Annotated in this window: 28 protein-coding genes; 13 read left to right on the top strand and 15 right to left on the bottom strand. The window is 68.2% G+C overall.

All coding sequences use genetic code 11. The features are described from left to right. Window positions 1–15: 15 nt before the first annotated feature. Both ABGB19_RS04365 and ABGB19_RS04360 read left to right on the top strand, forming a co-directional pair. On the top strand, window positions 16–1,038 hold the full coding sequence (locus ABGB19_RS04365) for an alpha/beta hydrolase (protein ID WP_347684364.1): 1,023 nt from the start codon (window positions 16–18) through the stop codon (window positions 1,036–1,038). Window positions 1,039–1,099: 61 nt separating this feature from the next. Then, the gene (locus ABGB19_RS04360) at window positions 1,100–1,786 is read left to right on the top strand and encodes a PhzF family phenazine biosynthesis protein (protein WP_347684362.1); all 687 of its coding nucleotides are present in this window, start codon (window positions 1,100–1,102) and stop codon (window positions 1,784–1,786) included. Window positions 1,787–1,809: 23 nt separating this feature from the next. On the opposite strand, the gene nrdR is transcribed toward ABGB19_RS04360, so the two are convergent. Next, window positions 1,810–2,280, bottom strand: a complete 471-nt coding sequence (nrdR, locus tag ABGB19_RS04355) for a transcriptional regulator NrdR (RefSeq protein WP_347684360.1) — start codon at window positions 2,278–2,280, stop codon at window positions 1,810–1,812. 159 nt (window positions 2,281–2,439) lie between these two features. After that, complete coding sequence (locus ABGB19_RS04350) at window positions 2,440–2,889, bottom strand: LysM peptidoglycan-binding domain-containing protein (RefSeq protein WP_347684358.1); 450 nt, start codon at window positions 2,887–2,889, stop codon at window positions 2,440–2,442. 208 nt (window positions 2,890–3,097) lie between these two features. On the opposite strand from ABGB19_RS04350, the gene lexA reads away from it, so the two are divergent. Beyond that, on the top strand, window positions 3,098–3,793 hold the full coding sequence (lexA, locus tag ABGB19_RS04345) for a transcriptional repressor LexA (RefSeq protein ID WP_347684356.1): 696 nt from the start codon (window positions 3,098–3,100) through the stop codon (window positions 3,791–3,793). Here lexA and ABGB19_RS04340 read toward each other — a convergent pair. Continuing rightward, window positions 3,790–5,751, bottom strand: coding sequence for a hypothetical protein (locus ABGB19_RS04340; protein ID WP_347684354.1), 1,962 nt, complete (start codon window positions 5,749–5,751; stop codon window positions 3,790–3,792). The two genes, lexA and ABGB19_RS04340, sit on opposite strands and share 4 nt — an antisense overlap. A gap of 167 nt (window positions 5,752–5,918) precedes the next feature. After that, complete coding sequence (locus ABGB19_RS04335; RefSeq protein ID WP_347684352.1) at window positions 5,919–7,079, bottom strand: acyl-CoA dehydrogenase family protein; 1,161 nt, start codon at window positions 7,077–7,079, stop codon at window positions 5,919–5,921. 159 nt (window positions 7,080–7,238) lie between these two features. Between ABGB19_RS04335 and ABGB19_RS04330 the strand changes: the two genes are divergently transcribed. Together ABGB19_RS04330 and ABGB19_RS04325 are read left to right on the top strand one after the other, a co-directional pair. Continuing rightward, the gene (locus tag ABGB19_RS04330) at window positions 7,239–7,742 is read left to right on the top strand and encodes a hypothetical protein (protein WP_347684351.1); all 504 of its coding nucleotides are present in this window, start codon (window positions 7,239–7,241) and stop codon (window positions 7,740–7,742) included. Between the two features lie 77 nt (window positions 7,743–7,819). Further along, window positions 7,820–8,053, top strand: a complete 234-nt coding sequence (locus ABGB19_RS04325; RefSeq protein ID WP_347684349.1) for a CsbD family protein — start codon at window positions 7,820–7,822, stop codon at window positions 8,051–8,053. Window positions 8,054–8,117: 64 nt separating this feature from the next. On the opposite strand, the gene hflX is transcribed toward ABGB19_RS04325, so the two are convergent. Genes hflX through ABGB19_RS04300 form a run of 5 tightly spaced genes read right to left on the bottom strand, consistent with a single transcriptional unit; the run spans window position 8,118 to window position 12,940 of the window. Then, the gene (hflX, locus tag ABGB19_RS04320) at window positions 8,118–9,530 is read right to left on the bottom strand and encodes a GTPase HflX (RefSeq protein ID WP_347684347.1); all 1,413 of its coding nucleotides are present in this window, start codon (window positions 9,528–9,530) and stop codon (window positions 8,118–8,120) included. Between the two features lie 25 nt (window positions 9,531–9,555). Next, a complete protein-coding gene (gene dapF / locus ABGB19_RS04315) occupies window positions 9,556–10,449 on the bottom strand; it encodes a diaminopimelate epimerase (protein WP_347684345.1) in 894 nt (297 codons plus the stop codon). Between the two features lie 4 nt (window positions 10,450–10,453). Then, window positions 10,454–11,362, bottom strand: a complete 909-nt coding sequence (gene miaA, locus ABGB19_RS04310; RefSeq protein WP_347684343.1) for a tRNA (adenosine(37)-N6)-dimethylallyltransferase MiaA — start codon at window positions 11,360–11,362, stop codon at window positions 10,454–10,456. After that, on the bottom strand, window positions 11,359–12,042 hold the full coding sequence (locus ABGB19_RS04305) for a hypothetical protein (RefSeq protein WP_347684341.1): 684 nt from the start codon (window positions 12,040–12,042) through the stop codon (window positions 11,359–11,361). Before ABGB19_RS04305 ends, miaA begins: the two co-directional genes overlap by 4 nt. Window positions 12,043–12,052: 10 nt before the next feature. Then, the gene (locus ABGB19_RS04300; RefSeq protein ID WP_347684339.1) at window positions 12,053–12,940 is read right to left on the bottom strand and encodes a DMT family transporter; all 888 of its coding nucleotides are present in this window, start codon (window positions 12,938–12,940) and stop codon (window positions 12,053–12,055) included. Window positions 12,941–13,103: 163 nt separating this feature from the next. Here ABGB19_RS04300 and ABGB19_RS04295 point away from each other — a divergent pair, with 163 nt between their 5' ends. Continuing rightward, entirely contained in the window at window positions 13,104–14,429 is a 1,326-nt protein-coding gene (locus ABGB19_RS04295; RefSeq protein ID WP_347684337.1) for a DUF349 domain-containing protein, read from the top strand. A 72-nt stretch (window positions 14,430–14,501) separates the two neighbouring features. Here the strand turns inward: ABGB19_RS04295 and ABGB19_RS04290 are convergent, their stop codons facing one another. After that, on the bottom strand, window positions 14,502–15,092 hold the full coding sequence (locus ABGB19_RS04290) for a hypothetical protein (RefSeq protein ID WP_347684335.1): 591 nt from the start codon (window positions 15,090–15,092) through the stop codon (window positions 14,502–14,504). Continuing rightward, the gene (gene miaB, locus ABGB19_RS04285; RefSeq protein WP_347684333.1) at window positions 15,089–16,627 is read right to left on the bottom strand and encodes a tRNA (N6-isopentenyl adenosine(37)-C2)-methylthiotransferase MiaB; all 1,539 of its coding nucleotides are present in this window, start codon (window positions 16,625–16,627) and stop codon (window positions 15,089–15,091) included. The genes ABGB19_RS04290 and miaB overlap by 4 nt, the downstream gene beginning before the upstream one ends. 140 nt (window positions 16,628–16,767) lie before the next feature. Here miaB and ABGB19_RS04280 point away from each other — a divergent pair, with 140 nt between their 5' ends. From ABGB19_RS04280 to ABGB19_RS04265, 4 genes are read left to right on the top strand one after another with little or no spacing between them, the layout of a single operon-like run. After that, on the top strand, window positions 16,768–17,496 hold the full coding sequence (locus ABGB19_RS04280; RefSeq protein ID WP_347684729.1) for an amino acid ABC transporter ATP-binding protein: 729 nt from the start codon (window positions 16,768–16,770) through the stop codon (window positions 17,494–17,496). A gap of 16 nt (window positions 17,497–17,512) precedes the next feature. Beyond that, a complete protein-coding gene (locus tag ABGB19_RS04275; protein WP_347684331.1) occupies window positions 17,513–18,331 on the top strand; it encodes a glutamate ABC transporter substrate-binding protein in 819 nt (272 codons plus the stop codon). A gap of 15 nt (window positions 18,332–18,346) precedes the next feature. Beyond that, a complete protein-coding gene (locus ABGB19_RS04270) occupies window positions 18,347–19,027 on the top strand; it encodes an amino acid ABC transporter permease (RefSeq protein WP_347684329.1) in 681 nt (226 codons plus the stop codon). Beyond that, complete coding sequence (locus ABGB19_RS04265; RefSeq protein ID WP_347684727.1) at window positions 19,027–19,905, top strand: amino acid ABC transporter permease; 879 nt, start codon at window positions 19,027–19,029, stop codon at window positions 19,903–19,905. The genes ABGB19_RS04270 and ABGB19_RS04265 overlap by 1 nt, the downstream gene beginning before the upstream one ends. Window positions 19,906–19,913: 8 nt before the next feature. Here ABGB19_RS04265 and ABGB19_RS04260 read toward each other — a convergent pair whose 3' ends face one another. From ABGB19_RS04260 to ABGB19_RS04245, 4 genes are all read right to left on the bottom strand, one after another. Continuing rightward, on the bottom strand, window positions 19,914–20,258 hold the full coding sequence (locus ABGB19_RS04260; RefSeq protein WP_347684327.1) for a hypothetical protein: 345 nt from the start codon (window positions 20,256–20,258) through the stop codon (window positions 19,914–19,916). Between the two features lie 142 nt (window positions 20,259–20,400). Further along, on the bottom strand, window positions 20,401–20,934 hold the full coding sequence (gene recX, locus ABGB19_RS04255; RefSeq protein WP_347684325.1) for a recombination regulator RecX: 534 nt from the start codon (window positions 20,932–20,934) through the stop codon (window positions 20,401–20,403). Next, on the bottom strand, window positions 20,900–23,044 hold the full coding sequence (recA, locus tag ABGB19_RS04250) for an intein-containing recombinase RecA (protein ID WP_347684323.1): 2,145 nt from the start codon (window positions 23,042–23,044) through the stop codon (window positions 20,900–20,902). Before recA ends, recX begins: the two co-directional genes overlap by 35 nt. Before the next feature lie 168 nt (window positions 23,045–23,212). Then, window positions 23,213–23,689: a VOC family protein gene (locus ABGB19_RS04245; RefSeq protein ID WP_347684318.1), complete on the bottom strand. Its 477-nt coding sequence runs from the start codon at window positions 23,687–23,689 to the stop codon at window positions 23,213–23,215. Window positions 23,690–23,812: 123 nt separating this feature from the next. On the opposite strand from ABGB19_RS04245, the gene ABGB19_RS04240 reads away from it, so the two are divergent. From ABGB19_RS04240 to ABGB19_RS04230, 3 genes are all read left to right on the top strand, one after another. Continuing rightward, window positions 23,813–24,142, top strand: coding sequence for a hydrogenase maturation nickel metallochaperone HypA (locus ABGB19_RS04240; RefSeq protein ID WP_347684315.1), 330 nt, complete (start codon window positions 23,813–23,815; stop codon window positions 24,140–24,142). A 2-nt stretch (window positions 24,143–24,144) separates the two neighbouring features. Beyond that, window positions 24,145–24,924, top strand: coding sequence for a hydrogenase nickel incorporation protein HypB (gene hypB / locus ABGB19_RS04235; RefSeq protein WP_347684313.1), 780 nt, complete (start codon window positions 24,145–24,147; stop codon window positions 24,922–24,924). Between the two features lie 133 nt (window positions 24,925–25,057). Beyond that, window positions 25,058–26,113, top strand: coding sequence for a hydrogenase expression protein HypE (locus ABGB19_RS04230; protein WP_347684311.1), 1,056 nt, complete (start codon window positions 25,058–25,060; stop codon window positions 26,111–26,113). The last annotated feature ends 66 nt before the right edge of the window (window positions 26,114–26,179 follow it).

Below are 26,179 nucleotides of genomic sequence, written 5' to 3'. Positions count from 1 at the left end.
AGCTAAGTTGTCGCAATGGCAGCGCGAAAGCCCAACCTGCGCCCCGTGCGACAACTCACCCCGTCGTTGCAGTTCCGCACGATTCACGGGTACCGGCGCGCGTACCGGGTGGCGGGTTCCGGTCCGGCGATTCTGCTGATCCACGGCATCGGGGACAACTCCACGACGTGGGAGACGGTGCAGTCGAAACTGGCCCAGCGGTTCACAGTCATCGCCCCCGACCTGCTGGGCCACGGCAAGTCCGACAAACCCCGCGCGGACTACTCCGTGGCCGCGTACGCGAACGGGATGCGTGACCTGCTCAGCGTGCTCGACATCGACCGGGTGACGGTGATCGGTCACTCCCTCGGCGGTGGGGTGGCGATGCAGTTCGCCTACCAGTTTCCCCAGCTGGTCGACCGGCTCGTGCTGGTCGGCGCCGGCGGGGTCACCAGGGAGGTCAACATCGCCCTGCGCTTCGCCTCGCTGCCGATGGGTAGCGAGGCGCTGGCGCTGCTGCGTATCCCCTTCGTGTTGCCTGCGCTGCAGATGGTGGGCCGCGCGACCGGCGGGCTGTTCGGGTCCAGCGGCCTGGGCCGCGACATCCCCCAAATGCTGCGGATCCTGGCCGATCTGCCCGAGCCGACGGCGAACTCGGCGTTCGCCCGCACGCTGCGGGCAGTGGTCGACTGGCGCGGTCAGGTGGTGACCATGCTGGACCGCTGTTATCTGACGCAATCGGTTCCGGTGCAATTGATCTGGGGCACCCGCGACTCGGTGATCCCGGTGAGCCACGCCCGCATGGCGCACGCGGCGATGCCCGGCTCACGGCTGGAGATCTTCGACGGCTCCGGCCATTTCCCGTTCCACGACGATCCCGACCGCTTCGTCGAGGTGGTGGAGAAGTTCATCGACTCGACCGAACCCGCCGAGCACGACCAGGACTACCTGCGCGGGTTGCTGCGCGCGGGCGTCACCGAGGGCGCGATCAGCGGCTCGGTTGACACGCGGGTCGCGGTGCTCGACGCGATGGGCCACGACGAGCGCAGCGCCACCTGACACCGACGCCCCTGACATCGGGCCCACCGCCGCATCGGGCACACGAAGTAGCATCGGCGGCATGGCTATCGACGTGACGGTGTTGCGTGTCTTCACCGACCCTGGCGGCAACCACGGAAACCCCCTCGGCGTCATCGACGCCAGCACCGTGGACTCCGATGACCGCCAGCGCATAGCCGCCGAATTGGGTTACAGCGAAACAATTTTCGTTGACCTCCCGGCCCCAGGCACCAGTACCGCGCATGCCCGCATCCACACGCCCGTCGTCGAGCTGCCCTTCGCGGGTCATCCGACCGTGGGCGCATCGTGGTGGCTGCGCGAACGCGGCACGCCGATTCATACGCTGCGCGTGCCCGCAGGTGTCGTGCAGGTGGGCTACTCCGACGGATTGACATCGGTGAGCGCGCGCGCGGAGTGGGCGCCAGAATTCGCCATCCACGACCTGGCCTCGACCGACGAGCTGTTCGCCGCTGACCCCGACGACTATTCCGACGACATCAACCACTACCTGTGGACGTGGACCGACCGGGACCGGGGCGTCATCCGATCGCGGATGTTCGCGACCGATCTCGGCGTGCCCGAGGACGAGGCCACCGGTGCCGCGGCCGTGCGCATCACCGAGTACCTCAGCCGAGACCTCACCATCGTTCAGGGCAAGGGGTCCTACATCCACAGCGAGTGGAGTCCCGAAGGCTGGGTGCGCATCGCCGGTCGCGTCGTCAACGACGGCGCCAAGCAGATCGACTGACAAGCGGCGGTGCGCCGCGCAGCTCAGTTCGGCGCCGGCTGTGGCGACGCGCGGTGCTCTCGAAGCGCCTCGATCTCGCGTTCGAAGTCTTCGGCCGAGGTGAACCCGCGGTAGACGGAGGCGAAGCGGAGATAGGCCACCTCGTCGAGATCGCGCAGTGGGCCCAGTATCGCAAGGCCGACCTCGTGGCTGGGCACCTCTGGCGACCCCGCGGCCCGCACGGCGTCCTCCACCTGTTGAGCGAGCAGGTTCAACGCGTCGTCGTCGACCTGCCTGCCCTGGCACGCCCGCCGCACGCCCTTGATGACCTTCTCCCGGCTGAACGGCTCGGTCACGCCGCTGCGCTTGACCACCGCCAGCACGGCGGTCTCCACCGTGGTGAATCGCCTACCGCATTCGGGGCAAGAGCGCCGGCGTCGGATCGCCTGGCCCTCATCGGTTTCGCGGGAGTCGACCACGCGCGAATCTGGATGACGACAGAACGGACAGTGCATCACCGCTCCTTCGCCGCGCCAACATCCGACCAACTCGAACGTCTTCGAGCCTACCTGCGCGGACTGCCGACAGCCCAGGCCCGGGCTGATTGGCACGTGTGCGGCCGACCTGTCGGTGAACATGATTGTGCAGCTGAGCTTTCCGCACCACCAGCGCGGTCAGCCGACGGGCGCGATGAGGGTCTGGCCGGCGTCGAGGGCGGCGGAGTCGAGCCGGTTGAGCTCGCGGATCCGGTCCGCAACCTCGCCGACCGGCGCTTCAGGTGCCACCCGCTGCGCGACCTGGTGCAGCGTCTCACCGCTCTGCACCTGGACCACGGCGAGCCGGTCCGGGACCGCGGCGGGCGTACTGCCGACGACTCCGCCGAACTGGGCCACCAGGCCCAGCCACACGGTGATGCCGGCGGCGATGAGCGCGAGGATCACCGTCGTGCCCGGCGTGATCGGCCGGCGCCGGTGCGATGCGCGCGACATCAGCACCCCCGCGCCCCGGTGGCGCATCGGTGCGCCGCCCGGCCGCTGCGACCGCGGCCGACGGGCGCTCACCGGCCGACGCACCGGCCTGACCTGGGGCGCTGCCTCAAAATCCCGGGTGTCGAGGATCGTCATCTTCCTGCCTCCTAGTCCGCTGCTTTCGCTCTTGTGTTCGAACATACTCGATCATGTGTTCGATTGATAGAACATGTGATCGAACTGTTGCGAACCATAGAACACCCCACCGACAAAAAATCCCGCCGCTTCTCCGCCGTCCTGCGGGGGGCGACACGCGTCGAACACATGTTTGATTAATCGGTCGCAGCGAGCTACATTCGGCGCCATGGACGACAGCAGCGATACCCCGGCCAGCACCGGCGGGAGCCGTGCACTCGACCCGGGTCTCACGGAGCGCCAGCGCACCATCCTCGAGGTCATCCGCGCATCGGTCACCAGCCGCGGCTATCCCCCGAGCATCAGGGAGATCGGCGACGCGGTCGGCCTGACGTCGACCTCATCGGTGGCGCATCAGCTGCGCACACTCGAGCGCAAAGGCTATCTGCGCCGGGATCCCAACCGTCCGCGAGCGGTTGATGTGCGTGGCTCCGACGAGACCCTGACGCCGATCGTCGCCACCGACGTCGCCGGTTCCGACGCGCTACCGGAGCCCACGTTCGTCCCGGTGCTGGGCCGCATCGCGGCCGGCGGGCCCATCCTCGCCGAGGAGGCCGTCGAGGACGTCTTCCCGCTGCCCCGCGAACTCGTCGGCGAGGGCTCGCTGTTCCTGCTCAAGGTGGTGGGCGACTCGATGGTCGACGCGGCGATCTGCGACGGCGACTGGGTGGTGGTGCGTCAGCAGAACGTCGCGGACAACGGTGACATCGTGGCGGCGATGATCGACGGCGAGGCGACGGTCAAGACGTTCAAGCGCACACGCGGTCAGGTGTGGCTGATGCCGCACAACCCGGCGTTCGACCCGATACCCGGCAACGACGCCGCCGTGCTCGGAAAGGTCGTCACCGTCATCCGCAAGATCTAGTCGCCGCGGACGAAACCGTTCGTTACCGCGAATTCCTCGCTGGCGAACCAAATTTCGGCTTGAGCATCCTCGTAGCCGAGGCCACCCGGCGCCCAGTACCGCCCGGACTGAGTGTCGGCCTTGATCGGATAGCCCTCCGGCGCCTCTGTCGCGTCCCCCGTCGGCAAGCGGAACGACGTGCGACCCAACTCCGGTTCGTCGTCGATCTCGATGCGCGCATGCCTGCCGGTGTCGGTGAGCGGATCGCGATCAGGCGTCGGCTCGGCGATGCTCGCCACCCGCGTCGGTGCGGTGTCGACGGTATCGGGATCCTCGTCGGGGTTCTCGTCGTGGTTCTCGTCGTGGTCCCGGGCTTCCGCGTGCGCCTCGTCCTCACCGCTTCGCGGCGCTTCCCAGGGACTGGTCGGAGCCGCGGGCGCCGACAGCGCTTCGAGTCCCTCGCTCGCGTACCGATCGCCGAACATCGCCGCGGAGTAGTCGTCGGCCGTCGTCGGTGTCTCCCTCGCTCCGACCGCGCTGTACACGCGTTCGACGTCGCTGCCGAACCCATCGTCGAAGCGCTCGCTCCGGAAGGGATCGTCGTCGTACGCGCGGCGGTCGTCGCCACCGCCGCCACGCCTGCTGCGCATCGTCGCGAACACCACCAGGCCGATGAGCACGAGCACCGGCACCACCGCGAGCAGCCACCACCAGCTCGGCTCAAACCAGCCGCCGTCGGAGTCGGAAGCCTGCGGGGCCGCGGGCGGTTCGGGCGCCTCCTGCGCGGGCACCTGCAGGTCGGACAGCTGGCCGGCGAGATTGGCCGGCTCCGTGGTGAACTCACCGGTCGACCGGTCCCAGTTGAGCACGCCTCCGCTGAACCGCTGAGTGACGACGCCGCCGTCCTCGGTCTGGTCGGCCATCGGCGCCCCGAGCGGACCTTTGGCCCGGTCCAACTTGTCCCAGGCGGCGTTCATAGCCCCGCGCACGATCACCGCGCCGTAGTCGGGCGTCCAGAAGATGACCGGCTTGTCCTCGGCGGCGAACGTGGTCATCCGGCTCTCGGTGGCCAGGCCTCCGTCGACCTCGCTGGTGGTCGGGAAGCCGAGATCACCCTCCGGCCCGCCGACGCTCTCGTACTTGGCGAGCACCTGCCCGGTGACCACCCGGGCGCCGGTGGCCGGGCTGTAGAAGATCTTGCCGCCGGCGAAGTTCTGCCCCAGCCCGTCCTTGCCGATGGGATACGACCCGCCCTCGGCGGCGCCGAGCGGGCCCAGCGGGCCGCCTGCCGCGCGGCGCGCCGCTTTGATGGCGGAGTCCGGGTCGTCCGGCACCGCGAGGCCGGCGAGCTGACCGGCCAGGTCCGGCGGCACCGTGGTGAAGGTCTTGTCGCGCATGTTGTACGACAGCTCGCCGCCGGTGAACTTCTGGGTGACGACGTCGCCCCGGTAGGTCTCGTCGCCGGCGGGCACGCCGAGGGTGCCCGATGACCCGCCGAGCTTGTCCCACGCCGCGTTGATCGCCCCGCGCACGACGCGCGCACCGGTGCCGGGGGTCCAGAAGATGACGGGCTTGTCGGCCGCGCTGAGTGTGGTGTTGCGGCTGTCCGGAGCCCGGCCGGGTCCCTCGTCGATGGTCGGGAAACCGAGGTCGCTGTCGGCCGGACCGCCCAGCGACTCGTACTTCTCCAGGATCGCGCCCTGCATGAAGTGGGCCCCGGTCGCCGGGGTGAAGAACATCTTGCCGCCGGTGTAGTTCTGCGCGAAGCCCTCGCCGGCCTTGTACACCTCGCCCTGCTTGGGCCCGAGCGGTCCGCCGGGGCCGCCACTGGCGTCGTACGCCGCGGTGATGGCGGCATTCGCGTCGGCTTCCGGCTGTGCCGCCGCGACAGGCACCACCAGCAGGGCCGCCGCAATCGCCAGCAGACCGGTCGCCATCCGGCTCATCACCGTCGTGCGCCGGGTGTCACGCCCGCTCATTCGCCCTCCCGCGGTCGGCACGAAATTCCGTGGAGTTTCCCGCGCCCGTCAACTGTCCGCCAGCAGAAGTCAATAACCAACGAACACGGTTGAATCTTTGGAGAGAAAATACCCGCCGCCGCGGCGGATGTCGGCGATAACCCTCGCGCCGCGCCGATCAAGGCCGATTAGACACCCATGCTGCGGCCGATGATCTCCTTCATGATCTCGGTGGTTCCGCCGTAAATGGTCTGCACGCGAGCATCGAGATATGCCCGCGCGACGGGATATTCCCGCATATAGCCGTAACCCCCGTGCAATTGCAGGCAACGGTCGATCAAATGGACCTGCTTCTCGGTGGCATACCATTTCGCCATCGCCGCCTGCTCGGCGGTGAGCTTGTCGTCGAGATGCAGCCTGATGAACTCGTCGACCATCATCCGCACCACGGTCGCCTCGGTCGCCAGTTCGGCGAGCAGGAACCGGCTGTTCTGCTGGCTGCCGATCGGGCGTCCGAAAGCCTTGCGTTCCTTGGCATATTCGAGCGTGGACTCGAGGACCGCCTCCATCGCCGTCGCCGCCATCACCGCGATGCCGATCCGCTCCTGCGGGAGGTTCTGCATCAGGTAGATGAAGCCCTGCCCCTCCTCGCCGAGGAGATTCTCCGCGGGCACCGTCACGTCGGTGAACGACAGTTCGGCGGTGTCCTGGGCGTCGAGGCCGATCTTGTCGAGTTTGCGGCCGCGCTCGAAGCCCTCCATGCCGCGCTCGACGACCAGCAGCGAGAACCCCAGCGCGCCCTTGTCGGGGTCGGTGCATGCCACCACGATCACCAAGTCGGCGTTGATGCCGTTGGTGATGAAGGTCTTTGCACCGTTGAGGATGTAGTGGTCCCCCTCCTTGACCGCCCGGGTCTTGATCGCCTGCAGGTCGCTTCCGGTGCCCGGTTCGGTCATCGCGATCGCCGTGATCAACTCCCCGCTGCAGAACTTCGGCAGCCAGCGCTGCTTCTGCTCCTCGGTGGCCAGGCGCAGCAGGTACGGCGCGACGACGTCGTTGTGCAGCGTGAACCCGATGCCGCTGTAGCGGCCCGCGGTGGTCTCCTCGGTGACGATCACGTTGTAGCGGAAATCGGGGTTGCCCCCGCCGCCGTACTCCTCGGGCACGGCCATCCCCAGAAAGCCCTGCTTGCCGGCCTCCAACCAGACGCCCCGGTCGACGATCTTGTCCTGTTCCCACTGCTCGTGGTGCGGCGCGACGTGACGCTCCAGAAACGCCCGATAGGACTCGCGGAACAGATCGTGTTCGGGTTCGAAGAGAGTGCGCTCGTAGTGGACGACGCCGCCCATGACATGACCTCCGGGATTGGTACGAGGAATTACCAGCCAAGGTACCCCATCCAACCGGATGGTTGGTTGACGGGCGGGCCGCAACGCCCGAAAGTGCATTTCGGGCCGCTGAACGGCGTACACCACGACCGGGACCGTTGCTTCGGCGAGGATGGGGTGATGAGCGAGACGCTGACAGTCGAAGAAGACGGGCGTCTCCTGGAGTTCGCGTTCGACGATCTGATCCGCTACCACGGGCCGCACTCCCCCGGCGGCGTCGCGGTGGCGTTCAAGGCCATGCACCGTGCGTTCCCGCTGTTGACCCCCGGCGGGCCGCCGCCGCGCCGACGAATCGAGGTGCGAACGGCATTTCGCGGCCCGGGGGCCCGCGACGGCTTCGAAGCGGTCACCCGCGCGGTCTCCGACGGCCGGTACCTCGTGGACCGTTCGCTGCTGCGGCCCGACCGCGGCTACCTGCTCGAGGACTTCGTCTTCGCGATGCGCATCGCCGACAAGACGGTCACCGTGCTGCTGCGAGACGGTTTCGTGACCCCCGAGTTCATTGCGCTGGCGCGTGCGCAAACCCGCTCTGAGGCCGACGAACGGCGGCTGGACGAGATGAAGCTCCAATTGGCGCACCGGGTACTCGAACGCCCTTCTGAGGATGTCTACGACGCGATGTGAGCTATCGCACTCTTCGTTTGACGGATCGCCGATTCAGGGAAGTCCTGCCCCATCACCGAACCGAGTGGAGGACATGCATGTCGAACAACAGTGGTCCCGAGGAAGCCGTCAAGGGCGTCGTCGAGGGCGTGAAGGGCAAGGCCAAAGAGGTGCTCGGCGCCGTCGCGGGTCGTGACGACCTGTACCGCGAGGGCCAGGCCCAGCAGGACAAGGCCGAGGCACAGCGCAACGCCGCACAGAAGGAAGCGGAAGCCGAAAGCGCCCGCGCCGCGGCCAAGACCGCCGAGAAGCGGCAGGAATCCGAGCAGTAACAAGCTTTCCCACAGCGCGAAGGCCCCGAACCGAGCGGTTCGGGGCCTTCGGCCTGTGAGGCCGTCAGAACGTCGCGTAGTCGCGCAGGCTGGCCGCCAGCGGGATCGGCACTCGCGCCTTGATCCTGGTGCCGTCGGCGGTGTGCTCGGTGGCGTCGACACGACCGTCAGCGTGCACACGGTTGACCAGATCGCCGCGGTCGTACGGGATTGTCACGTCCACCGTCGTGTCGGTCGGCGCGATCAACTCGGCCATCCGCTGCTGCAGCCGGTCCAGGCCGTCACCGGTGCGCGCGGAGACGAACACGGCATCGGGCAGGGCTCGGCGCAACTGTGCCAGCGTCAGGCCGTCAGCGGCATCGATCTTGTTGACCACCAACAGTTCCGGTGCCGGCGGGCCGTCGTGCTCGGCGATGACGTCGTTGATCACCGCGCGGACGGCGTTGATCTGGGCCAGCGGGTTGGCGTCGGACCCGTCGACCACGTGCACCAGCAGATCGGCGTCGACGACCTCCTCCAGCGTGGAGCGGAACGCCTCCACCAGCTGGGTCGGCAGGTGTCGCACGAACCCGACGGTGTCGGTCAGCACGAACGGCCTGCCGTCGGTGAATTCGCCTCGGCGCGTTGTCGGTTCGAGCGTGGCGAACAGCGCATTCTCGACCAGTACCCCGGCTCCGGTCAATGCGTTGAGCAGACTGGACTTGCCGGCGTTGGTGTAGCCGACGATGGCGATCGACGGGATCTCGCTGCGCCGCCTCCCGCTGCGCTGCGTATCGCGAATCTTCTTCATGTCCTTGATTTCGCGGCGCAGCTTGGCCATCCGCTCGCGGATGCGACGGCGGTCGGTCTCGATTTTGGTCTCACCGGGACCGCGCGTGCCTACTCCGCCGCCTGCGCCACCGGCGCGACCGCCGGCCTGCCGCGACATCGACTCGCCCCAGCCGCGCAGCCGCGGCAGCATGTACTCCATCTGCGCCAGCGAGACCTGGGCCTTGCCCTCCCGGCTGGTCGCATGCTGGGCGAAGATGTCGAGGATCAACGCCGTGCGGTCGATGACCTTGACCTTGACCGCCTTCTCGAGCGCGGTCAGCTGGGCCGGGCTGAGCTCTCCGTCGCAGATGACGGTGTCGGCGCCCGTGGCCACCACCATCTCGCGCAGTTCGGCGGCCTTGCCCGAGCCGATGTAGGTCGATGCGTCCGGCTTGTCGCGGCGCTGGATCAGCCCCTCGAGCACCTCGGAGCCGGCGGTCTCGGCGAGCGCGGCGAGCTCGGCCAGGCTGGCCTCGGCGTCGGCGGCGCTGCCTTCGGTCCAAACACCCACCAGCACAACGCGTTCCAGGCGCAGCTGGCGGTACTCGACCTCGGAGACGTCGGTGAGTTCGGTCGACAGGCCGGCCACTCGGCGCAGCGCCGTGCGGTCTTCGAGGGCCAGTTCACCCGCACTCGGGGTGTCGCGGAGGGGATCGGGATATGTCATGGGCGAATAGAGATTCGCACGGAGATCACTGTTCATGCACCTCAATTAACGTTGCGCAGCGGTTCCACCATTCCTCCGAGAACTCGCCGTTCGCCACGAGCACAGACGGGCCGCGCAGGAAGCTCGTCGCGTCGGTGACGGTGACGTCGACCTCACCGCCGGGGACGCACACGTTCATGGTGCCGGTCGTCGCACCGGCGAACGCCAGCGCCGCCACCGCGGCCGCCACCGTGCCGGTACCGCAGGACCGCGTCTCGCCGACGCCACGCTCGTGCACCCGCATGAACACCCGGTCGTCGATGGGGGCGGTGAGCACCTCGACGTTCACGCCGTCGGGGAATTGCGCGCGGTCGAACGACACGGGTGCGGCGACGTCGAGCGCGGCGAGATCCTCGTCGGTCATGTCGGGGTCGACACAGGCCAGGTGTGGGTTGCCGACGTCGATCGCCATCCCCGAGAACGGCCGCCCGCCGACGATCGCCTCCCCGGTACCCAGCCGGTTGGCCTTGCCCATCTCGACGGTCACGTGCGCCGTCGTCGCGTCCCAGTAGTGCAGCGTCACCGGCCGCGGCCCGGCCAGCGAGCCGACGACGAACTGGTCGCGCGTCTCCAGCCCGCTGGCGCGCAGATAGTGCGCGAACACCCGCACGCCGTTGCCGCACATCTCGGCGATCGACCCGTCGGCGTTGCGGTAGTCCATGTACCAGTCGCGGGGCGACACCCCCTCGGGCAGCCGATCGAACACGCCCAGCCGGTACGCGCCCTCGGCGGTGATGACCCGCAGCACACCGTCGGCTCCCAGCCCACGGTGGCGGTCGCACAGCGCGGACACCGCGGCCGGCGACAGCGTCAGCCGGGCGTCCGGGTCGGGCAACAGCACGAAGTCGTTCTGCGTGCCGTGGCCCTTGGCGAACCTCATTCGCTCAGGATACGTGCCGCCATACCCGCAGCGTGTCGTCAACGAGACCGGTCGCGGCACCGTCCAGCCAGGTGATCCGGTGGTCGCGGCGGAACCACGACCGCTGCCGACGCACGTAGCGCCGGGTGCCGACGAACGTCGGTTCGCGGGCGGCCGCACCGTCGCCGCCGTCGTCGAGATCGGCGATCACCTGCGCATAGCCCAGCGCCCGCGATGCGGTGACTCCGTCGCGCAGCCCCCGGTTCAGCAGCTCGCACACCTCCCCGACCAGCCCGTCGGCGAACATCCTGTCCGTGCGCTCGGCCAGCCGTGCGTCGAGAGCCGTTGTCTCCCAATCCAGCCCGACGATCGCGGTGTCCCAGCGCGGCACCCCGATCGTCGGGAACGACGCGGCGAACGGCTGGCCGGTCAGTTCCACCACCTCCAGCGCCCGCACGATGCGGCGCCCGTCGGTGGGCCGGATGGAGGCCGCGGCGTCGGCGTCCACACGCGCCAGCTCCGCGTGCAGTGCGCCGGCGCCGATCTCGGCGAGCCGCTGCTCCCAACGGGCCCGCACCGCGGGGTCGGTGGCCGGGAACGTCCATTCGTCGAGCAGGGACTGGATGTACATCATCGAACCGCCGACCACGACCGGCACCGCGCCGCGGGCGGCGATCGCCTCGACGTCGGCGGCGGCGGCCTGCTGGTAGCGCGCCACGCTCGCGGTCTCGGTCACGTCGAGCACGTCGAGCTGGTGGTGGGGGATGCCGCGACGGTCACCGACGGTCAGCTTCGCGGTGCCGATGTCCATGCCGCGGTAGAGCTGCATCGCGTCGGCATTCACGATCTCGCCGCCCAGTCTCTCGGCCACGGCCAGCGCCAACGCGGACTTGCCGGTGCCGGTCGGGCCGATGATCGCGATCGGGCGCGTCATGGCGACCAGACGCCGGCGAAGTAGCCGACGCCGTAGGGCGCGCCGCGGTACAGCTGCTCGGCCGAGCCCGGCGCCTCGTCGAGCCCGGCCAGCACCTGATACGCCACTCGGCCGACGACCGCCCCGGGCAGCCGGGTCAGGGCCGCCGGGTCACCGGCGGCCAGCGCGTCGTCGAGCGACTCCTGCAGAGGAACGGAGTCGGGTTCGTAGCCGCCCGGCGCGGACGGTGTCAGCGTGTGCAGGCCGTCGGCGACGACGAGCACACCGATCGGGTCGCCCGCCTCGTCGATCTCGGCCCGCAGCCGTCTGCCGAGGGTCAGCGCCGCGTCGACGTCGTGCGTGTCGGCGTACACGCGCACCTCTGCGTGGGCGCCGGGGGCGGCGTGGCCGCGCACCCAGCCGGTGATCAGCGCGCACAGCGGCAGCGGCGCCGGTGCGTCGTCGGCGCCGGGCGACAGCGCCACCCGCACGTCGACGCCGTAGCCGGCGAACGTGCCGACCTGTCGCGACCCGATCACCGCGTCGGACGGGCCGACACCGACGCCGATCCAGCGTGTCGGCAGCGCGGCGGCCGCCGAGAACACCGCCTCGCGCAGGTCGGCCAGTTTCGCGGCGGCGCCCGACGCCAACTCCGGCACCATCACCGGTGCCGACGGGACGATCGCGATGGCGCTCAGCACGTCGACCACGCTAATGCGATGCGGCCGCCCGGTCGGCGCTGGCCGCCTCGCCGCGCGCCAGCGCCGCGGTCGCGACGACCATGACGGCGACGGCGGCGATGAGCGTCAGCCACCCCGCATCCCCCGGTCGCATCGCCTCGCCGAGCACGAAGATGCCGAGCACCGACGCCACCACCGGTTCGGTCACCGTCATCGTCGGCAGCGACGCGGTCAGCGCCCCGGCGCGGAACGACGCCTGCTGCCATGCGGTGCCCGCGACGCCGACCACCGCCCACACGTACAACTCGGGCGTGCGCAGCAGCGCGAACAGGCCGTCGTCGAGACGGTCGACCACCCCCTTCGTCAGCACGGCGAAGACGCCCCAGAGCGCGCCGGACACCAGCGCGAGAAGCACCGCGCTCACCGGGCCGTCGAGCACGCTCGCGCCGAGCACACACAGCGCCAGCGCCGGACCCAGCACCGCGATCACCACGGTCCACGTCTCCGGCGAGGCGCGGGCGTCCCCGGCGGTCGGGTTACCGACGGTCACGATCACCGCGACCGACGCGGCGAGCAGCACCGCCCACGTCCACTCCCAGCGCGTGACCCGCCGCTGCGCCAGCCGGGCACTGATGGGCAGCGCGAAGAGCAACGAGGTGACGAGCAGCGCCTGCACCAGCAGAACCGATCCGAAGCCGAGCGCGGCGGCCTGCAGCGCGAACCCCACGGCGGCGACGATGCTGCCCAGCCACCACTGCCGATCGCGCAGCAACCGGGTGAAAAGCGCGACGTGGCCGACCGGTTCGTCGGTCACCTCGTGTGCCTGACGTTGATGGATGACGTCGCCGATCGCGATGAACAACGCGGCGCCAAGCGCGAGCAGGGCGGCCAGATCCGTCCCGCCATCCAGCCCGGCCATTCGCAGTCCTCCCCTCGGCGTCCGCTCCGAGCCTAGGCAGGTCATCGCGAAAGGCGTGCGCATGCACCGCGGCGACCTGTTTCAATAGCGTTCGACAGCGATCAGGCGCCGCGTCGCGCGGCAGGTGCGCGGATATGCGCGCGGAGGGCACGAGGTTAGGGACATGACGACCAGCGAGCCAGGGGGCCAGTCCTCCTCGCCCAAGCCCGCTCCCCGGCCCGGGCCGCCCCGTCCCGTGCCCCGGCCGGGCCGGCCCGCACCCACGGTCGCCGCTCCGCCGTCCAGCGATCCGCACCGGTTCGGCCGCGTCGATCCCGACGGCACGGTGTGGCTCATCACGGGTTCGGGCGAACGGGTCATCGGCTCGTGGCAGGCCGGTGACACCGAGGCGGCGTTCGCCCACTTCGGCAGGCGCTTCGACGATTTGCACACCGAGGTCGCGCTGATGGAGAGCCGCCTCGAGTGCCGCACCGGCGACGCCCGCAAGATCAAGTCCGCGGCCCAGGCGCTGGCCGACACCCTGTCCGACGCACACGTGCTCGGCGACGTCGACGCGCTGGCCGCCCGGCTGCAGGCGATCATCAACCACGCCGACGAGACCGCCCAGGCCGACAGGGCCAGGCGTGAGGAGCACCGGGCCGCCCAGACCGCGCGCAAGGAGGCGTTGGCCGCCGAGGCCGAGGACCTCGCCGCCAACGCCACCCAGTGGAAGGCCGCCGGTGACCGGTTGCGCGAGATCCTCGACGAGTGGCGCACCATCACCGGGCTGGACCGCAAGACCGACGACGCGCTGTGGAAGCGCTACTCGGCCGCGCGAGAGCAGTTCAACCGCAGGCGCGGTTCGCATTTCGCCGAGCTCGACCGCGAACGGGCGGGCGCCCGGGAGGCCAAGGAGGCGTTGTGCGAGCGCGCCGAGGAGCTCGCCGACTCGACGGACTGGGGCCCTACGGCCGCGGCGTTCCGCGAGCTGTTGAACGAGTGGAAGGCGGCGGGTCGGGCCGCCAAGGACGTCGATGACGCCCTGTGGCAGCGGTTCAAGGGAGCGCAGGACAGGTTCTTCTCCGCCCGCAACGCCGTCACGGCCGAACGCGACGCCGAGTTCCGTGCCAATGCCGAGGCCAAGGAGGCGCTACTGGCCGAGGCGGAGAAGATCGACACCTCCGACCTCGACGCTGCGCGCGCGGCCCTGCGGGTGATCGGCGACAAGTGGGACGCCATCGGGAAGGTGCCCCGCGAGCGCGGCGCCGACTTGGAGCGGCGGCTACGGGTCATCGAGCGCAAGATCCGGGAGGCGCCCACGCACGGCGTCGATCCCGAGGCGCAGGCGCGTGCCGACCAATTCCGCGCGCGCGCAGAGCAATACGAGCGCCAGGCCGAGAAGGCCGCGGCGGCGGGACGCGAGAAGGACGCGGCTGAGGCGAGGGCCAACGCCGACCAGTGGCGGCAGTGGGCCGACGCGGCCGCCCAGGCGCTGGGCAAGGGCCGCTGACCCTCGTCGTCGACTCTGCGGCTGCGGCGCGCCTTGCTCGCGATTCTGCGCCCTGAGCGCAGAGTCAACAGCTCAGTCCCCGGGCGTCCCGGGCGCGTCGTCGTCGTCGAGGCCGTCGAGCAGGCCCTTCTTGTCGCGCTCGGCGGCCGCACGGCGGCGCTCCTCCTCGGCCGCCAGCTGCAGGGCGGTGCGTGCCCACACCGCCCGCGCCCAGTGGAAGGTCACCACGGCGACCGCGATCCAGGCGAGGATCAGGCCGATGCCCGGCCCCGGATACTGCTCGGGCGCCGTCTGCCGGGACCACACCGCCAGCAGGCCCAGCAGCGTCGCCACCGTCGATCCGGCCAACGCGATCCACGCCAGCGCCCACCGCCGGGTCAGCAGCGCCAGCATCGAGAAGCCGACACCGAAAACCAGCGCGAGCCAGATGAACACTCTCGACGGCAGGGTGATGCCCGCCTCGGTCGCCGCCGGACCGCCGACCAGCACGTCGATGCCGCGCGCTCCGCCGCTGTGCGGCAGCACGAACGACACCAGCAGAACGAAGACGCCGATGGCGATCACCAAAGCGCGTGCGCCCGGATCGATCTCGCCGGCGACGCGACGCTCGGCGGCCTCGATGTCGCCCTTGAAGTCCTCGAAGCCGTTGTCGGGGGCACTCACGTGCCGCACCCGCTCGACGGCGGTGGATCGGCGGGGGCCCCGACGCCGGGCATGCCCAGACCGACACCGGTACGGGGGCGCTCACCCGCGGCGTGCGCGTCGCCCGCCCGCGTGCGCCGATGCGACCGTACGGCGGAGTCGGCGATCAGATGATGCGGCGCGGCGCCGGTGACGGTCGTGGTGATGACGTCGCCGGGCCGGATCTCGTTGCCCGCCGGGTCGAAATGCACCAGCCTGCCGTCGCGGGCCCGTCCCGACATGCGCGCGGTGCTGGCGTCCTTGCGGCCCTCGCCCGCGGCGACGAGCACCTCGACCTGGCGCCCGATCTGCGCCCGGTTCTCCTCGAGGGAGATCCGCTCCTGGAGCTCGATGAGCCGTTGATAACGTTCGGTGACAACGGCTTTCGGCACCTGATCGGTGAGCTCCGCAGCCGGCGTACCTGGCCGCTTCGAGTACTGGAACGTGAACGCGCTCGCGAACCGGGCGCGGGCCACCACGTCGAGCGTGGCCTGGAAGTCGTCCTCGGTCTCCCCCGGGAAACCGACGATGAGGTCGGTGGTGATCGCCGCGTGCGGAATGGCGGCTCGCACGCGGTCGATGATGCCGAGATAGCGCTCTGCGCGGTAGGACCGGCGCATCGCTCGCAGAATCCGGTCGGACCCCGACTGCAGCGGCATGTGCAGCGTGGGGCACACGTTCGGCGTCTCGGCCATGGCCTCGATGACGTCGTCGGTGAACTCCGCCGGATGCGGTGAGGTGAAGCGCACCCGCTCTAGGCCGTCGATGCGCCCGCAGGCGCGCAGCAGCTTGGCGAAGGCGCCGCGGTCGCGCGGCTGGGCGGGGTCGGAGAACGACACCCCGTAGGCGTTGACGTTCTGGCCGAGCAGCGTGATCTCCAGCACGCCCTGGTCGACCAGCGACTCCACCTCGGCGAGCACGTCACCGGGCCTGCGGTCGACCTCCTTGCCGCGCAGCGCGGGCACGATGCAGAACGTGCACGTGTTGTTGCAGCCGACCGACACCGATACCCAAGCGGCGTAAGCGGATTCGCGCGCGGCGGGCAGCGCTGATGGGAACTCCTGCAGCGCCTCGACGATCTCCACCTGGGCGGCCCTGTTGTGGCGGGCCCGGTCCAGCAGTGCGGGCAGCGAGCCGATGTTGTGGGTGCCGAACACGACGTCGACCCAGGGCGCGCGGCGCAGCACCGAATCGCGGTCCTTCTGCGCCAGGCACCCGCCGACCGCGATCTGCATGTCGGGATCGGCCTGCTTGCGCGGGGCGAGATGGCTGAGGTTGCCGTAGAGCTTGTTGTCGGCATTCTCCCGCACGGCGCAGGTGTTGAACACGACGATGTCGGCGTCCTCGCCGTCCGAGGCCCGGTGGTATCCCGCGGCGTCCAGCAACCCCGCCAGCCGTTCGGAGTCGTGCACATTCATCTGGCAGCCGTAGGTGCGCACCTGATAGGTGCGCGGACGCTCGCGAACAGCACGGGCTGCGTCCGCCGGTTGCGCCACCACCGAAGTCACGCGCACCATCGTACGGACGGCGCGGGCGGGCGATCCGGGCGGATTCTCGAGTTCCGGGCACGCTGGGCGTTGGCTGGGTAAGGTCTGCTGCCATGGAGACCACTGGGTCGGAGGCAGCGCAGGTCGATCCGGCTCAGTCAACCACGCCCATGATCTCCATGAAGGCGGTCAACAAGCACTTCGGCAGCCTGCACGTCCTCAAGGACATCGACCTCGAAGTCGACCGCGGTCAGGTGATCGTCGTGCTCGGCCCGTCGGGATCGGGCAAGTCGACGTTGTGCCGCACGATCAATCGCCTCGAGCCCATCGACTCCGGCACCATCGCGATCGACGGAGTGGTGCTGCCCCCCGAGGGCAAGAAGCTCGCGCAGCTGCGTTCCGACGTCGGCATGGTGTTTCAATCCTTCAACCTGTTCGCGCACAAGACGATCCTGGAGAACGTGACGCTCGGCCCCATGAAGGTGCGCAAGCTGTCCAGGGAGAAGGCCCGCGAGAAGGCGATGTCACTGCTGGACCGCGTGGGTGTCGCCAACCAGGCCGACAAGTACCCCGCGCAACTGTCCGGCGGCCAGCAACAGCGCGTCGCCATCGCCAGGTCCCTGGCGATGAACCCGAAGGTGATGCTGTTCGACGAGCCGACGAGCGCGCTGGACCCCGAAATGATCAACGAGGTGCTCAACGTGATGACCTCGCTGGCCGCCGAGGGGATGACCATGCTCGTCGTGACCCACGAGATGGGCTTCGCCCGCGGCGCCGCCGACCGGGTGGTGTTCATGGCCGACGGTGCGATCGTCGAATCGGCCGCACCGACCGAGTTCTTCACCAACCCGCAGTCCGATCGCGCCAAGGACTTTCTCGGCAAGATCCTCCACCACTGATCGAAAGGAACGACACATGCCAGCTCTTTCCAAGCGCGTCATGGGGGCGATCGCGCTCGCCGTCGCGCTGCCGTTGGCGGCCACCGCGTGCGGTGGTGGTGACGGCGGTGGCGGCGACACCATCGTGATCGGCACCAAGTTCGACCAGCCCGGCCTGGGACTGAAGAACCCCGACGGCACGATGAGCGGATTCGACGTGGACGTGGCGAAGTACGTCGCCCAGCAGCTCGGGTACAGCGAGGACAAGATCGAGTGGAAGGAAGCGCCGTCCGCGCAGCGCGAGACGCTGATTCAGAACGATCAGGTCGAGTTCATCGCCGCGACGTACTCCATCACCGACGCCCGCAAGGAGAAGGTGACCTTCGCCGGGCCGTATCTGCTCACGGGGCAGAGCCTGCTGGTGCGGGAGAACAACACCGACATCACCGGCGAGGCCTCGCTGCAGAACAACAAGAAGCTGTGCTCGGTGTCGGGATCGACGCCGGCGCAACGCATCAAGGACAAGTACCCCGGTGTGCAGTTGCAGCAGTACGACACCTACTCGGCGTGCATCGAGGCGCTCAAGAACGGCGCAATCGACGCCGTGACCACCGACGAGGTGATCCTGGCCGGCTATGCCGCGCAGACCCCAGGGGCGTTCAAACTGGTCGGCGGGACGTTCTCCGAAGAGAATTACGGCATCGGCCTGAAGAAGGGCGACACCGAACTGCAGACCAAGATCAACGACGCGCTCACCAAGATGGAGCAGGACGGCGCCTGGAAAGCGGCGTGGGACAAGAACCTCGGTCCCGCGGGCATTCCGGCGCCGGAGCCGCCGAAGATCGACCAGACCTAAGGGACCGCTCCCGGCGTGGAGATCTTCACCAAGTATCAGGGCCAGATCTTCGAGGCGTTCTGGACCACGATTCAGCTGACCGCCTATTCCGCCGTCGGAGCGCTGATCCTCGGGACGGTGCTGGCCGCGATGCGGCTGGCCCCGGTCCCGATGCTCAACTGGATCGGGACGAGTTACGTCAACGTCGTGCGCAACACGCCCCTCACGTTGATCATTCTGTTCTGCTCGTTCGGGTTAGCGCAGACGCTGGGCATCACGCTGGTGGATCCGAACTCCACGACGTCGATCGAAGACAGCAACTTCCGGCTCGCGGTGCTCGGATTGACGGTCTACACCGCGTCATTCGTCTGTGAGACCGTACGGTCCGGGGTCAACACGGTGCCGCTCGGTCAAGCGGAGGCGGCGCGGTCGCTGGGATTGACGTTCGCGCAGAACCTGCGAATCGTGCTGCTGCCGCAGGCGTTTCGTGCGGTGATCATCCCGCTGGGCTCGGTACTGATCGCCCTGACCAAGAACACCACGATCGCCTCGGCCATCGGTGTGGCCGAGGCCGCACTGTTGATGAAGGAGATGACCGAGAACGAGGCGGCGCTGCTGGTGATCGGGTCCATTTTCGCCATCGGCTTCGTCATCCTGACCCTGCCCCTGGGCCTGTTCTTCGGATGGCTCGGCAAGCGACTGGCGGTGGCGCGGTGATCGGGGCGTCGGTTCTGTTCGACGCCCCCGGCCCGCGGGCGCGCGTGCGCAACCACATCATCTCCGCGGTCACGCTGGTGGTCACCGTGCTGGTGTTGTGGGTGGTCTACTCACGGCTCGAGGCCAAAGACCAACTCACGGCGGCGAAGTGGGAACCCTTCCTCACCGCCGACCTGTGGCGTACGTATGTCCTGCCCGGCGTGGAGGGCACGCTGACGGCGGCGGCGGCGTCGATCGTGCTCGCGCTGGTGCTGGGCCTCGTGCTGGGCGTGGGCCGGCTGTCCACGCACGCGGCGATCCGCTGGCCGGCCGCGATCGTGGTCGAGTTCTTCCGCGCGGTACCCGTGCTGATCATGATGATCTTCGCGTACTTCCTGTACGCGCAGGAGGACATCTTTCCCTCCAAGCATTTGGCGCTGGCGGGGGTCATCACGGGACTGACGCTCTACAACGGCGCGGTGATCGCCGAGATCGTGCGGGCCGGCGTCAACGCCCTGCCGCGTGGACAGTCCGAAGCGGCGTCGGCTCTCGGGCTGACCTGGGGGCAGACCATGCGCTCCATCCTGCTGCCCCAGGCGATCACGTCGATGCTGCCGGTGCTCATCTCACAGCTCGTGGTGGTGCTCAAGGACTCCTCGATCGGGTTCGTGATCACCTTCGTCGAGATCGTGCGCCAGGGCACCGTGATCGGGTCGTCGTACGGCAATTACATCCCCGCTCTGATCGTGATCGCGCTCCTGATGATCAGCGTCAACTTCACCTTGTCCTGGTTCGCCACCTGGCTGGAGCGGCGGATGCGCCGATCGCGTCGGGGCCCCGCTCCGTTGGAGTCGGAGGCCGTCGAGCAGGAAGGCGCACCTGGCGCCAAGGCGGTGTAGGACGCGGGTCAGCGGGCGATGTGCTCGGCGCAGCGCTGCAGTAGCGCTGCCGTGGGCGGTTGGTAGAACGACAGCACCGCGTGCCGGCAGCCCAGCGTTTCCAGTTCGGGGAGCTTGGCAAGCTGCTCGTCGACCTGACCACCTTGCGCGGGATGGAGGAACAGCTGCACTGACCGCCGGATGTCTTGGGGGTCACGCCCGACCTCCTGACACGCCTCGTCCAGACGGACGCTGACGTCGCCCCAATCTTGGGCCGCACCGGGATTCGGCGCGTTCCATTCGTCGGCGTGGCGCCAGAACTCCTCAAGCACCGGAATGTCGAATACGGGCGCAAGTTTGGCTGACAAGAGCATGACGGCAAGCTACCCCTATCCGCCCGCAACCGATCCAGCGCTTCGGCCGGCGGAGTCGTTGAGGTCACGGTGCTCAACGCTTACCGCGATACCGGGCTTCACGCCGGCGAGAGAGCACCCCGCCGGCCGACCGCGCCGCGATCTAGACTTTCCGGCGTTCCCGCTCGCTGGCCATCGCGACCTTGACGACGTCGAATGCCATCGACTGCGAGTACCCGCGGCGGGCCAACATGCCGACCAGCCGCCGGGTGACCTTGACGTCGTCGCCGTCGCCGTCGCCGTCGAGCTTCTCGCGGCGCAGCCGATCGGCGACCAGTTGTTCGGCCCGCGACCGCTCGGCGTCGGCGTCGATGCCTGCCAGTGCGTCGGTGATCACGTCGTTGTCGACCCCTTTGGTCCGCAACTCGGCGGCCAAGGCGCGCTTGCCTTTTCCGGCGTTCAGCCGTCTGGAGCGAACCCACTGCTCGGCGAAGTCAACGTCATCGACCAGCCCGACCTGTGTGAGCCGGTCGAGTACCCGGGTGCTGACCTCGTCGGGGTAGCCGCGCTTGGCCAGCTGTCCCTCCAGCTCGGCCCGGGTGCGGGCCCTCGCGGTGAGCAGGCGCAGACACAGGTTGTGCGCCTGCTCCTCGCGGGAGGCCTCAGAAGTCGACCGGGGCGGGCAGGGCTTCGTCATCAGTCGGACCGTCGGTCAGCACGGCGCCGATGCCGAGCTTCTCTTTGATCTTCTTCTCGATCTCGTTGGCCACGTCGGCGTTCTCGATCAGGAAGTTGCGGGCGTTCTCCTTGCCCTGCCCCAACTGCTCGCCGTCGTAGGTGAACCAGGAACCGGATTTACGGATGAAGCCCTGCTCGACGCCCATATCGATGAGCGAACCTTCCTTGGAAATGCCCTTGCCATACAGAATGTCAAACTCGGCCTGGCGGAAGGGCGGACTGCACTTGTTCTTCACGATCTTGGCGCGGGTCTTGTTGCCGACCGCGTCGGTGCCGTCCTTGAGCGTTTCGATGCGGCGCACGTCTATACGGACCGAGGCGTAAAACTTCAAAGCCTTTCCACCAGTTGTCGTTTCGGGCGAGTTGTGAACCATGACGCCGTCAGCGAAGTAGTTGTGCGAGCCTTCAACCTCGATGTCGAACCGATTCATCAACCGGGTGTGCGGCTTGACATGAACGTCAAGGACTCGCGCCGGCACCAGCCGTTGCGTGGGTTCAACAAACTGGGGCGTCACGCTGCCCTGGCCACGGAACCGCGGCAGCAGCTTGTACTCCATCGACGGGGCCATGTATGGCGCCACCATCTCCTGGAACTTCGCGGTGGCCGCTGTGGAAAATACCAGCACGGCCTTTCTGGCCGCACCAGACTGCCGCAACCGCACATCCAGGCCGTGGGCGTCACGCAGATAGTCACGCAGCCGAGTGCGAGTGCCCTCAGTCATGGCTTCGACGCAGATCTCGATGCGGCCGCTGCCGCCGGCGGTACGCTCCTGCAGGCCCTTCGAACGAATGCTGAACGAGCCGTCGTCCATGTACCAGATGGCCAATGCCAGCGGACTAAGCGCCTTGAGGTAGTCCTCGGAGAAGAACTTCTTGCCCTCACCCAGATAGACCGCGCGTTGCAGCTCACCCAACTCGGGCAGCGGCGTGAAGTCGACGAATGTCGCGCCCTTGTCATTTACTCGGGTCGAGTGCGTGATATTGCCCAAAAGGGCTGTCTTCCATTGCAAGTAGTCGACCTGCTTGGCGCCGTGTCTCATTCGGAACCGCACGCCGTTGCGGTCCCGCTGATTCGGTGACAGATTGCCGTCACCCATCAGCGAGCCGAGCACGACCTGGAATTGCTGATCACTCAGCCGGTGCGGCTCGGCAGCCATCACCCGATCGCCGGCGATGAGGTCGCCCGCCTCTGACCAGCCGCCCGGCGTGCGAATGAGGTGGTTGGGTGTTGCGGCGAACTGCGACCTACCGTTGCCACCCGACTTCTCCACTGTGAACTGCAGGAACTGCTCGGCAGGACCGTTGTTGAACCAATTCACCACCTTGCGCGGCACGATCTGATCGGTGCCGGGGTCATAGGACATGACCTCGACGTCCATCCTCTGGTTGACGATCTTGCCGATCTTCTCGGTCGTGCCGTCGGCCAATTGCACTCGGGTGCCATAGGAAAAACACCCGAACATCACTCCGATTTTTTCGCGGAGCTGGTTGATGAAGATTGCGGTGGTGCCCGAGTTGCTCAATGCGCCAGTGATCTTGCGCAGCGCCTGGCTCATCAGCCGGGCCTGCAAGCCGACGTGACTGTCGCCCATCTCGCCTTCGATTTCAGCGCGGGGCACCAGCGCGGCCACCGAGTCGATGACCAGGATGTCCAGCGCACCGGACCGGATCAGCATGTCGGCGATCTCCAGTGCCTGCTCACCGGTGTCGGGCTGGCTGACCAACAGCGAGTCGGTGTCCACGCCGAGTTTCTTGGCGTACTCCGGATCGAGCGCATGCTCGGCGTCGATGAACGCCGCGATACCTCCTGCGGCCTGGGCGTTGGCCACCGCATGCAGCGCGACCGTCGTCTTACCCGAGGATTCCGGGCCGTAGATCTCGATGATGCGGCCGCGCGGCAATCCGCCGATGCCGAGGGCCACGTCGAGGGCGATGGACCCGGTCGGGATGACCGAGATCGGCTGGCGAACCTCGTCGCCGAGCCGCATCACCGACCCCTTGCCGTGACTCTTCTCAATCTGTGCGAGAGCCAGCTCGAGGGCCTTCTCGCGGTCGGGTGCCTGCGCCATGGTGGTCTCCGTCCTGGATGGTCTAGCTGTTCGGTGATCGGTGTCGATCAGTTGGCCGTGACGCTAGAGGCAGCCACCGACAAGTCGCCTTGACCAGCATCTAGCCGTCGAACATCGCCCACAGTAGCGAACGTGTGTTCGATGGCAAGGAGGCGCGCCGACGGCGCGTCACGGAGTGGGTGGACGCCAGAGCTGATCGGTCGTGACCGCGCCGCCGGGCAGTTCCACCAGTTCGATCGGCGTGTCGTCGGGGTCGTAGACGAACATCATGCGCACGCCACCGATGTCCACGGGCGGCTGGCACCGCACGCCGTCGAGCCCCTTCAGCTGCCCGTAGGCGGTGTCGACGTCCGCGACCCGCAGGGAGATGTTCGTGTACCCGATGTGCGGACCCTCGGCGTAGCGCGGGACGTCGCCGAGCGCGAGCAACTCGACCATGGCGCCGCCGAGCAGGCCGCCGACCATCCGGCCGCTCTCCCCCTCGCGCCCGGTCACGGCCGACAGGTTCGCGCCCTCGAGCGCCACGTCGAAGACGACGTCCATGCCGAGCACGCCGCGGTAGAAGTCCAGCGATTTGTCGATGTCGGATACGCCGATACAGACGTGGGAGAAGTTCTCGATACGGATCGGTGCGTGCTCGCTCATCTGGCCTCCTCGCTTGCGAGTGTGCCCGATCGGCACGCCGGCCGGCGGCTAGATTGGCCGTCTGATCACGCGGGCGGGCCGCCCCGTCTATCGTGAAGTCATCGCGGCCGAAGCGGGTTTCGCATGCACGAGATGGCAATAACGCAGAGCGTCGTCGACGCGGTGTGCGAGCACGCCGCGGGACGGCGGGTGCACTGCGTCACGCTGGAGGTCGGCGCCCTGTGCGCGGTGGTGCCCGACTCGATGGAGTTCTGCTTCGAGCTCGCCACCGCGGGCACCGTCGCCGACGGAGCGCGGTTGCAGGTCAACGTCGAACCGGGCGCGGCCCGGTGCCGCACCTGCGGCGAGCGCTTCGTGCTGCCGGACTTGATCTTGTTGTGCCCGTGCGGAAGTGCAGACGTCGAGGTCATCGCCGGACGGGACCTGAAGATCCTCTCGATGGAAGTGAGCTGAGCATGTGTGCCACCTGTGGCTGCGGCGACGACGCGACGACGATCACGGTGCCCGGGCACACCCACCCCCACACCCACGATCATTCTCACGACCACGACGGGCACGTCCACACCGAGACGGTCACGCTGGAACAACGGGTGCTCGCCCGCAACGACGAACTGGCACAGCACAATCGCGACTGGCTCGCCGCCCGCAACATCCTGGCGCTCAACATGACCAGCTCGCCGGGAGCGGGTAAGACGACACTTCTCGAGCGCACGATCCGCGAATTGACCCCGCGCCGCGCGGTGGCCGTCATCGAGGGTGACCAGGAGACGCTGCTCGACGCCGAACGGATCAGGGCCGCCGGCGCCCGCGCCGTGCAGGTCAACACGGGCGCCGGTTGCCACCTCGATGCAGCCATGGTGCACCGGGCACTCGACGCGCTCGCCCCCGAGCCGCAGTCGATCCTGTTCATCGAGAACGTCGGCAACCTCGTCTGCCCGGCGCTCTTCGACCTCGGCGAGGACAGCAAAGTCGTCGTCATCTCCGTCACCGAGGGCGACGACAAGCCACTGAAGTACCCCCACATGTTCGCCGCCGCCGGGCTGGTGGTCGTCAACAAGATCGACCTGCTGCCCTACGTGTCGTTCGATCTGGACAGATGCCGCGGCTACCTGCGGTCGGTGAATCCGAACGCGCCGATCCTGCCCATGTCGGCGACGACCGGCGAGGGTAGCTCGCAGTGGTACGCGTGGCTGGAGAACCGCATATCCGGAGCTACCACCGCCTCGACCCGTTGACAAGGCATAGTCCCCGGAGTAAACCCAGACTTAGCGCAGAGTGATCTGCGCCACACTGTGAGGTGACGGTGGGAGCCACACCCCGGCTCCCGGTCGTGAGGGCCCCAGCCCGGCCCCCAGAAAGCTGTGACACATGCCAACTGAGGCAGCAGTCAAAGCGGAAGAGGCGTTGATTCACGTTTTGTGGATAAATGCCGGATTGAGTTGTGACGGCGATTCGGTGGCGCTGACTGCCGCCACACAACCCAGCATCGAGGAGATCGCCCTCGGCGCCCTCCCCGGGCTGCCGAAGATCGCCGTTCACTGGCCTCTGATCGACTTCGAATGTGGTCCCAACGGAGGCGCCGACGACTTCCTGGAGTGGTTCTTCAGAGGGGACAGAGGCGAATTAGAACCGTTCGTGTTGGTTGTCGAGGGGTCCATCCCGAACGAGAAGATCAAGAACGAAGGCTACTGGTGCGGGTTCGGCAACAACCCCGCGACCGGCCAGCCCATGACGACGAGCGAATGGCTCGACCGGCTCACCCCAAAGGCCACCGCCGTGGTCGCGGTGGGGACCTGCGCCACCTACGGCGGCATCCATGCGATGGCGGGTAATCCGACCGGAGCCATGGGTGTGCCGGACTACCTGGGTTGGGACTGGAAGAGCAAGGCGGGTATCCCGATCGTCTGCGTGCCGGGCTGCCCGATCCAACCGGACAACCTCGCCGAGACGCTGACCTATCTGCTCTACATGGCGACCGACCAGGCTCCGATGATCCCGCTCGACGATGCACTTCGTCCGAAGTGGCTGTTCGGGGCCACCGTTCACGAGGGCTGTGACCGCGCCGGCTACTACGAGCAGGGCGACTTCGCGACTGAGTACGGCTCGCCGAAATGCATTGTCAAACTTGGCTGCTGGGGTCCGGTCGTCAAGTGCAACGTACCCAAGCGCGGCTGGATCAACGGCATCGGCGGCTGCCCGAACGTCGGCGGCATCTGCATCGGCTGCACCATGCCCGGATTCCCCGACAAGTTCATGCCGTTCATGGACGAGCCGCCGGGCGGCAGGGTCTCGACGGCCGCGTCATCCCTGTACGGCTCGGTCATCCGCAGCCTGCGTCACGTCACCGGTCGCACGGTCGACCGGGAACCGAAGTGGCGACACCCCGGCACGACGCTCGAGACAGGCGCGGCTCGCACCTGGTAGGTGCGAGCCTTCTCGTCTGCCCGTCTCCACGGCTCCGCCTGGGCGCCTCGAAAAGTCTTTCAGCAC

Origin of the sequence: Mycobacterium sp. B14F4 (assembly GCF_039871645.1) — a bacterium.
Classification (GTDB): Bacteria; Actinomycetota; Actinomycetes; order Mycobacteriales; family Mycobacteriaceae; genus Mycobacterium.
The sequence above is the reverse complement of the archived record's forward strand: the minus strand, read 5'-3'. Positions and strand labels throughout refer to the sequence as shown.

Bases quoted from the DNA above. Each gene is read 5' to 3' on its own strand.
- ABGB19_RS04260 (WP_347684327.1), bottom strand. From the start codon at position 20,258: ATGCTCTTGTCAGCCAAACTTGCGCCCGTATTCGACATTCCGGTGCTT.
- ABGB19_RS04280 (WP_347684729.1), top strand. From the start codon at position 16,768: ATGATCTCCATGAAGGCGGTCAACAAGCACTTCGGCAGCCTGCACGTC.
- miaA (WP_347684343.1), bottom strand. From the start codon at position 11,362: ATGACGCGCCCGATCGCGATCATCGGCCCGACCGGCACCGGCAAGTCC.
- ABGB19_RS04245 (WP_347684318.1), bottom strand. From the start codon at position 23,689: ATGAGCGAGCACGCACCGATCCGTATCGAGAACTTCTCCCACGTCTGT.
- lexA (WP_347684356.1), top strand. From the start codon at position 3,098: ATGGACGACAGCAGCGATACCCCGGCCAGCACCGGCGGGAGCCGTGCA.
- miaB (WP_347684333.1), bottom strand. From the start codon at position 16,627: ATGGTGCGCGTGACTTCGGTGGTGGCGCAACCGGCGGACGCAGCCCGT.
- ABGB19_RS04240 (WP_347684315.1), top strand. From the start codon at position 23,813: ATGCACGAGATGGCAATAACGCAGAGCGTCGTCGACGCGGTGTGCGAG.
- nrdR (WP_347684360.1), bottom strand. From the start codon at position 2,280: ATGCACTGTCCGTTCTGTCGTCATCCAGATTCGCGCGTGGTCGACTCC.
- ABGB19_RS04325 (WP_347684349.1), top strand. From the start codon at position 7,820: ATGTCGAACAACAGTGGTCCCGAGGAAGCCGTCAAGGGCGTCGTCGAG.
- ABGB19_RS04360 (WP_347684362.1), top strand. From the start codon at position 1,100: ATGGCTATCGACGTGACGGTGTTGCGTGTCTTCACCGACCCTGGCGGC.
- ABGB19_RS04350 (WP_347684358.1), bottom strand. From the start codon at position 2,889: ATGACGATCCTCGACACCCGGGATTTTGAGGCAGCGCCCCAGGTCAGG.
- dapF (WP_347684345.1), bottom strand. From the start codon at position 10,449: ATGAGGTTCGCCAAGGGCCACGGCACGCAGAACGACTTCGTGCTGTTG.
- ABGB19_RS04275 (WP_347684331.1), top strand. From the start codon at position 17,513: ATGCCAGCTCTTTCCAAGCGCGTCATGGGGGCGATCGCGCTCGCCGTC.
- hflX (WP_347684347.1), bottom strand. From the start codon at position 9,530: ATGACATATCCCGATCCCCTCCGCGACACCCCGAGTGCGGGTGAACTG.
- ABGB19_RS04365 (WP_347684364.1), top strand. From the start codon at position 16: ATGGCAGCGCGAAAGCCCAACCTGCGCCCCGTGCGACAACTCACCCCG.
- ABGB19_RS04295 (WP_347684337.1), top strand. From the start codon at position 13,104: ATGACGACCAGCGAGCCAGGGGGCCAGTCCTCCTCGCCCAAGCCCGCT.
- recX (WP_347684325.1), bottom strand. From the start codon at position 20,934: ATGACGAAGCCCTGCCCGCCCCGGTCGACTTCTGAGGCCTCCCGCGAG.
- recA (WP_347684323.1), bottom strand. From the start codon at position 23,044: ATGGCGCAGGCACCCGACCGCGAGAAGGCCCTCGAGCTGGCTCTCGCA.
- ABGB19_RS04330 (WP_347684351.1), top strand. From the start codon at position 7,239: ATGAGCGAGACGCTGACAGTCGAAGAAGACGGGCGTCTCCTGGAGTTC.
- ABGB19_RS04335 (WP_347684352.1), bottom strand. From the start codon at position 7,079: ATGGGCGGCGTCGTCCACTACGAGCGCACTCTCTTCGAACCCGAACAC.
- ABGB19_RS04340 (WP_347684354.1), bottom strand. From the start codon at position 5,751: ATGAGCGGGCGTGACACCCGGCGCACGACGGTGATGAGCCGGATGGCG.
- ABGB19_RS04300 (WP_347684339.1), bottom strand. From the start codon at position 12,940: ATGGCCGGGCTGGATGGCGGGACGGATCTGGCCGCCCTGCTCGCGCTT.
- hypB (WP_347684313.1), top strand. From the start codon at position 24,145: ATGTGTGCCACCTGTGGCTGCGGCGACGACGCGACGACGATCACGGTG.
- ABGB19_RS04230 (WP_347684311.1), top strand. From the start codon at position 25,058: ATGCCAACTGAGGCAGCAGTCAAAGCGGAAGAGGCGTTGATTCACGTT.